General features: G+C 52.4%; 1 protein-coding gene. It reads right to left on the reverse strand.

Annotation, left to right across the window (positions count from 1 at the left end):
- Positions 1 to 125: 125 nt before the first annotated feature.
- A complete protein-coding gene (locus AC1DRJ_RS27115) occupies positions 126 to 1,472 on the reverse strand; it encodes a 2-hydroxycarboxylate transporter family protein (protein WP_477804857.1) in 1,347 nt (448 codons plus the stop codon).
- Positions 1,473 to 1,565 lie beyond the last annotated feature (93 nt).

Here is a 1,565-nt window from a genome sequence, read left to right on the forward strand (position 1 = left end):
CAGCTCAGGCAGCGCTGATGAATTTGAAGAGAATTTTCAAGGTAAAAAAGAAAATGGCGTACACCGGAAGGTGAACGCCATTTTCGTTACTCGAGGGTTTATGTATTTGTTTTATGCGCGCGGTATCAAGCAAAAATACGCAACAGAATCGTCGCCAGGATCMCCGTCGAAGCACCGCCGATGCGCGTAGAGATCTGTGCGAATGGCATTAGCGACATACGATTGGACGCTGACAGTATCGCTACATCACCCGTGCCCCCAAGGCCGCTGTGGCAGCAGGTCACGATGGCCGATTCGATGGGGTACATTTTCATCAGATTGCCGATGAAAAAACCTGCGACAGTCATCGAGACCACGACCGATACGCAGACCAGAACGTAACCGATAGAAAAGACTTTTACGACGCTGTCGAGTGGGACATACAGCATGCCCAGACCGATCATGACAGGCCAGATGAAAGCGGCGGAAACCAGTTTGTAGAAACTGTTTGCACCTTTTTCCAGATTTTCGGGCAGAACACGGGCGTATTTAAAGAGTACGGCTGCGAGAATCATCATGACGGGGCCGGGAATTCCTACGACTTTCTCAAGCAGACCGCCCAGGACGAAGAAAGCGCAGATGATCAAAACGCCTGCGCCCATCAATCTGAAATCGAAAACCGAGCTGCTCTCTTCTTTGACCTGGAATTTGTCATTCTCGTCTTTGGCACGAATCAGTGACCCCTCACCATTGAGGTGCGGGCGTTTGAGCGCCAGACGAGCCAGATAACCAGCGCAGATAATCGCTGCAATGTTGCCGACCACAGCGGCGGGCGCCAATTGAGCAACGTAGATGTCCGGCGTGCCACCGAGGATCGCCGAGTAGGCCAGCGACAGTGGCAAGATCCCTTCACCAATACCCCCGCCAATGATCGGAACAATGATGAAAAAGAAGGTGTGGTAGAAGCTGTAGCCGACGAGTTTGCCTACAAGAAGCCCACTGCCCACGGCGGCCAGGGTACCCACGAGCAATGGGATGAACATGCGGATCATGCCCTGTACGAGAATAAAGCGACTCATCCCCAGAATGCTGCCAACGACCAGGCTGGCAATGACGAAATACAGGAAGTTGGCTTCCTTCATCAGCATTTTGGTCGCGTCAATCGTGGCGGGCCCGAAGAAGCCGTAGAACACCAGCACCGACGGCAACATCAAGCACAGAATGGCGCCTCCACCGATTTCCTTCAGTATCGGCAGACGCGAACCCAATTGACCGAAAAACACGCCCATCGTCATGATGACGGCAAGTCCACCGATCATGTTTTTGGGCAGAAACCCCAAGTGCGCCGAGAGAAAAACGATCAGGGCGATGCCGAGAAATATCGGCAGTGGGATAACACCGATTTCGTAGGCGGATAGACCGCGCAGGCGTTGCAGAAATCCGACATCACCCGTGCGATCGACTTTCAGGGGCTGCTCATATGAATTGTTCATGATGCTATTTTCCTCATGTTGTTTTTATCGAGGATTCAGAAACCACGGTTAACCGGGCTTTGTTTGCCACTCGGTATTGCGATGGTATCCTTC

The sequence above is a fragment of the Pseudomonas sp. P5_B2 genome, assembly GCF_056400445.1.